This is a genomic window from Aneurinibacillus terranovensis DSM 18919, assembly GCF_000430625.1.
Classification (GTDB): domain Bacteria; phylum Bacillota; class Bacilli; order Aneurinibacillales; family Aneurinibacillaceae; genus Aneurinibacillus_B; species Aneurinibacillus_B terranovensis.
Genome location: NZ_AUMJ01000097.1, coordinates 1 through 5,370 on the forward strand (window position 1 = coordinate 1; position 5,370 = coordinate 5,370).

The window sequence follows — 5,370 nt, forward strand, 5'->3', positions numbered from 1 at the left end:
GAACAGTGTCCGGGTGCACGACCCTGTATTCGCGGAGTACTATGCCAAAAAGAAAGCGGAGCCGAAAGAGTTTGCCGAAAAACGTGCCCTTGCTCTTACAGCCCGTAAATTAGTGCGATTGGTCTTTTATCTGCTGAAGACGAATCGACTTTACGACCGGAAAGGAGGAATCCGACAACACATGTAAGACATAACTCTTTCATCCAATTCCACCAGTTCCTTGGATTTTGAGGAAATATTTTGAATTCAAGGTAGGGTGGGCTTAGTTTGGTATTGCCTTTTTTTGGTTCACCCCCCAAAAAAGCAGCTTTCGACAAAATATTATGTTAACTTAGGGGCTTGACATCATACCGCTGCTCTATTCTCTTATTTAAAAACAGAGTCTAAATATTTCTTGCTAATTACCGCGCCATCCTTTGGATGACCATTGTAATAATCTAATTCAACCGTTACCCAACCATCATATTTATTGTCCAGCAATAACTGAGCAAGTTTATCGAGAGGAAGTTCCCCTTCACCTAATGGAAGAAAATCACCATTAGCATAATCTTTAAAGTGCACATATTTTACTCTGTCGATATGTTTTGATACGATGGACAGCAAATCCGCTCCTCCGGCAACGAGATGCGCTGTGTCCGGGCAAAAATCTATGGATGTGTATTCAAAAATCCGATCAATTTGTTCCGGAGCCTGTGCTATCGTCCCCAAATGAGGATGGAAACTAGCCTTCAAACCATAATGATTGGCTATCTCTACAACTTTATCCAAGCCTTTTCCTACACGGCTATAATCTTCCGGCAGAGGTCCGTTTGCACGTACGGCTCCTCCTCCAACAACAAAATGTTCAGCTCCAAACTCTTTTCCTAATTTGGCTGCTTCTTCAATTCTCCAAAATTCGTCTGCAAGAACATCGTCGTAAATGAAGTTTGCCCCACTATAAACGCCAACTAATGACACTTTGTTTTCTTCTAACAGTTCTTTGAATTTATTAACTTCTCCAGCGTATTGATAAAGGTTGCCATCAAAAATTTCAATACCTTGATATCCAGCGCTGCTAATATCTGAGATAGCCTCTTCATTTGATCCGTTGGTCAGGTAAAACAGATCCTTTATGGAGGTAACACCTGCTGGATGTCCAACGACTCCGCCCCAAGTATTCGTTTGATAACCAAATTTCATTTCAATTCTCCTCCTTGTAATCGATTACAATTCATTTTCAAAAAAGCAACTTATTGACTACACACATGTAATATTCTGTATGTAATCGCTTTGATTTTTTTAATGGATATTGTAATCGGTTTATATTTTGTTTCTAACGCCAGTGTAATCGATTACATTCTGTATTGTCAAGATAATAGATTCTTAAGCCCACCACATTTCTTCCATTGGTTCACAGAATATTAACTTTTCAAGTAAGCTAACCGCCTTAGAGAATCCTTCATAAGATGAGGCTAAACAATCTTCATGTTCTATACTTAAAACGTAATCATACCCCACAACTCTTAATGTACTAATGATATTTTTCCACATTTCCTCATTCATTCCATATCCGACACTTCTAAACGTCCACGAACGATCGATTACCTCACCATAAGGTTTAGTGTCTAAAACGCCATTTAAACGTATGTTGCGTTTATCTAAATAAATGTCTTTAGCGTGAACATGAAATATTGCGTCATTTTTCCCCAACAGCTTAATCGCTTCAACCGGGTCAATTCCCTGCCACAACAGATGGCTCGGATCAAAATTAGCGCCTATTTCCTCTCCAACCGCTTCTCTTAATTTTAGCAGTGTTTCTGGGTTATACACCATAAACCCGGGATGCATTTCAAGAGCAATTTTTCTAACATTGTGCTGACGGGCAAATTTCACTTCCTCTTTCCAGTACGGAATCAATTTTGACTCCCATTGCCATTTAAGTATTTCCTGATAGTCAGGCGGCCACGCACATGTAACCCAGTTCGGATAGATGGATTGTTCAGAATCACCCGGGCAGCCTGAAAAAACATTAACACGCTCGATCCCGAGTTTTTCAGCTAATAAAACTGTTTTTCTCCAGGTTTCATGAAAATTTAGTGCGATATCCTTTTGGGGGTGTAACGGATTTCCATGGCAGCTTAAAGCACTGATAAACATCTCTTTTTGATCAAGCTTGCCTTTAAGTTGTTTCAATTTTTCTTCATCCGCCAACAATTCATCCAGATTACAATGAGCGTTACCAGGATAATTTCCTGTCCCTAACTCCACAGCATCCAATCCTAAATCCTTGATAATGTCCAGTGCATCATCTAACGATTTATTTTGAAACAATACGGTTAAAACACCGAGTTTCATACTTCCACCTCCAGTCAATTTAACGATTTACTTTAACCCATTTCCCTGCTGCGTTACTTTCCAGAATGGCATCGGTGATGCACATGGAGATATGCCCATCTTCAAATGTGGCAAAATTAGTTGTATCACGCAGAGGGTCTTTGCCTTCCCGAATAAATGTATAGTAATGTAACATCATATTTTTCAGGGCATCCGGCCATCCTTCATTATGGCCCCCAGGATGATGGATAGATGGTCTTGCTTCCGGCAAAAACAAAGCAGGATCCGCTAATAGAGTTTCATTCGGTCTGTCCCGATGACCGATCCACAATTTTTCCGGTTCTTCCTGGTTCCAGTAAGCGGAATTTTCACTGCAATCGATTTCAAAACTAAGCCTGTTTTTACGTCCGGCGCTTACTTGAGAAACCGTAAACACACCTCTCGTTCCATCAGTAAAGCGCAAAAGAACGGACGCATAGTCTTCTGTTTTTATCGGAACATCTTCATACATCTCTTCCTGTGCTGTTTGCGCGCCAAAAGTTGCTACATCATTTTTGGGCTTCTTTCTGATCGGCAGAACGGTAGCCAAGTCAGCGAATACTTCCACAATTCTTTTGCCGGTTACGTACTGAACCGTATCACACCAGTGTGATCCGATATCCGCTACGGCCCGTGAGTTCCCGCCCACTTCAGGAGCTAAGCGCCAGTTAAAATCGGTCTCAAACAACAACCAATCCTGCAGGTAACTTCCATGAACCAGATTGACTTTGCCTAATTGCTCACTTTTTATCATCGTCGCCAACTGTTTCACAATGGGAAATTGCCTGTAATTGAAGTTAACTCCATGCACGACGCCGTGCTTTTTCGCCAACTCTAACAACTCCGCCGATTCTTGGCTGGACATCGCTAACGGCTTCTCAGATAAAACATGTTTCCCTGATAAAATAATATCTTTATTAATAGTAAAGTGAAGGTGATTCGGCGTACAATTATGTACCACCTGAATTTCACTATCGCGCAGCATATCGCGATAATCACCATAGGCTTTGGGGATTCCAAGTTCGGCAGCTTTTTTTTCAGCAACATCCTGACTGTTCTCCGCCAATCCAATCACTTCAACAAATCCAAGCCTCCGTATTGCTTCAATGTGAGTAGGCCCGATAAAACCTGTTCCTATGATGCCAACTTTAATTTTTTCCATTACCTTGCCTCCTTTTTAATTAGTGGTTTGACGAATGATTAATTTATGAGGTAAAACGATTTGTTTTTGTTGCAAATCGTTTTTGTCAATAATATTGAGTAACATTTTCATAGCTTGACATCCCATCTCATATTTTGGCTGGGAAATTGTTGTTAATTCAGGTTCAACCAGTGTGCATAACGGAATATCATCAAACCCAATGATTGAAATATCATCAGGAACACGTAGCCCTTTATTTTTACATGCTTTCAAAGCCCCTAAGGCCATCGCATCGCTGGAAGCAAAAATCGCAGTCGGCTTCTGTTCACTCGCCAAAAATTTCATCATAATATCGTAGCCAGACTTGACTGAAAAATCGCCTTCCTGTATAAAAAAGTCTTGTACTGGAATGTCGCGGAGCAACAAAGCCTGACGATAACCCTTCACCCGATCCCTGCTTACGATTACTTCTAACGGACCTGTTATAATCCCAATCCGTTTATGCCCCTGATCGAGTAAATATTCAGTAGCCTCGCGTGCTGCTGTCACGTTGTCTATGGACACTGTAGGAATTTCGTAGCTCTCAACATATTCACAAGCTAATACAACAGGGATTTCCTGGCTTAAGTTATAAATTTCACCCTTTGGCATTCTTGCGGTAGCTAATATAATTCCATCAACAAATCTCTCTTTGACTAATTCTGTAAACTCCTTTTCTTGTTCGACACTGTTACTTGTATCACATAACAGAAGATGGAATCCATTTTTTAATGCCTCGTCTCTGCATCCTTTGATAATTTCTGCAAAAAAGGGGTTTTCGATGTCCGGCAATATTACAGCTACCGTTTCCGATGTTTTTTTGCGAAAGTTTGAAGCAAGTTTGTTAGGTTTGTATTCTAATTGATTTATGATTTCTAAAACTTTTTCCCTTGTTTTATGAGAAACATTTTTGTTATTGGATAAAACCCTGGATACTGTAGCAGTCGATACATTTGCTAACTTTGCAACATCCTCCATTTTGAGCATGATATCTTTCCTTTGCTTCTTTATATTGAAATGAATTGCAACCATATTGATTTTATGGTTGGTTTTTATAGTTAAATTGTAATCGATTACAAAAATATTGTCTACATTTTTTTTATTTTTTAACATTACACGATAACGGAAGGCAATTTTCACAGTAATGTGACCTGTTTTCCTTCCCTCAAACAAGTGAGTAAATAGTTGCAAATCCTGTGCCTTAACGAATATAAATTGTCATCTCCGGCTTTTCTGGATAAGTCATAGAATTGATTACACAGTGTCCGGTTGATAAAATTAGAAATCGTCCTGTCTAATTCAATCCATTGGTGAAAATACTGGCTTTTAATTTTAATTACCGTTATATCTGTCAATGCTTCAACAAAACAGACAAACGGTTTTTTATCGAATATCTCTAATTCACCTATAAAATCTCCCTTTTTATAAATAGCCTGCGAATACCTTTTTCCGTTCTCAGCCATGATTTGAACCTCTCATGGCTAAAGTCACGAGATTCTTGGGTAGTCCGCTCTACTGAGCAGAATTAGTACATGATGTACCACCAAGCTATCCCCGCAGTTCCTGCGGTTACTGCGATTATGCAGATAGTAGTCTTTTGCCTTCGGCAAGAATATTCAAACTTGCGTTTACATCCCTGTCCCATTCACTATGACAAGAAGGACACTTCCATTGTCGCAAGTTAAGATCTTTAACCTCTTTGTTTTGGTATCCACAACACGAACAGAGCTGAGAGGAAGCAAAGGTTTTGCCTACGGCAACGACAGTACGTCCATACCACTTTGCTTTGTATTCAAGCATCGTTCTGAATTGATACCAGGACACTTCGCTAATTGCTT

At 39.9% G+C, this 5,370-nt stretch carries 6 protein-coding genes and 1 pseudogene; 1 reads left to right on the top strand and 6 read right to left on the bottom strand.

Translation table 11 applies throughout. The features are described 5' to 3' along the window. Positions 1 to 187 (top strand): annotated as a pseudogene (locus tag H525_RS27815) (IS110 family transposase); the annotation flags it as partial. A 179-nt stretch (positions 188 to 366) separates the two neighbouring features. Here H525_RS27815 and H525_RS0115040 read toward each other — a convergent pair. The 6 genes from H525_RS0115040 to H525_RS26535 all read right to left on the bottom strand — a co-directional run. After that, positions 367 to 1,179 (bottom strand): sugar phosphate isomerase/epimerase family protein, encoded by an 813-nt coding sequence (locus H525_RS0115040; RefSeq protein WP_027416867.1) that lies wholly within the window; start codon positions 1,177 to 1,179, stop codon positions 367 to 369. 183 nt (positions 1,180 to 1,362) lie between these two features. Continuing rightward, the gene (locus H525_RS0115045) at positions 1,363 to 2,334 is read right to left on the bottom strand and encodes a sugar phosphate isomerase/epimerase family protein (protein WP_027416868.1); all 972 of its coding nucleotides are present in this window, start codon (positions 2,332 to 2,334) and stop codon (positions 1,363 to 1,365) included. 19 nt (positions 2,335 to 2,353) lie between these two features. Next, the gene (locus H525_RS0115050; protein WP_027416869.1) at positions 2,354 to 3,514 is read right to left on the bottom strand and encodes a Gfo/Idh/MocA family protein; all 1,161 of its coding nucleotides are present in this window, start codon (positions 3,512 to 3,514) and stop codon (positions 2,354 to 2,356) included. A 15-nt stretch (positions 3,515 to 3,529) separates the two neighbouring features. Beyond that, the gene (locus H525_RS0115055) at positions 3,530 to 4,672 is read right to left on the bottom strand and encodes a LacI family DNA-binding transcriptional regulator (protein WP_245590494.1); all 1,143 of its coding nucleotides are present in this window, start codon (positions 4,670 to 4,672) and stop codon (positions 3,530 to 3,532) included. Beyond that, positions 4,669 to 4,995, bottom strand: a complete 327-nt coding sequence (locus tag H525_RS24290) for a Crp/Fnr family transcriptional regulator (RefSeq protein WP_051331072.1) — start codon at positions 4,993 to 4,995, stop codon at positions 4,669 to 4,671. The genes H525_RS0115055 and H525_RS24290 overlap by 4 nt, the downstream gene beginning before the upstream one ends. 115 nt (positions 4,996 to 5,110) lie before the next feature. Continuing rightward, on the bottom strand, positions 5,111 to 5,370 hold a 260-nt coding region (locus tag H525_RS26535; RefSeq protein WP_027416870.1), incomplete at its 5' end, for an RNA-guided endonuclease TnpB family protein.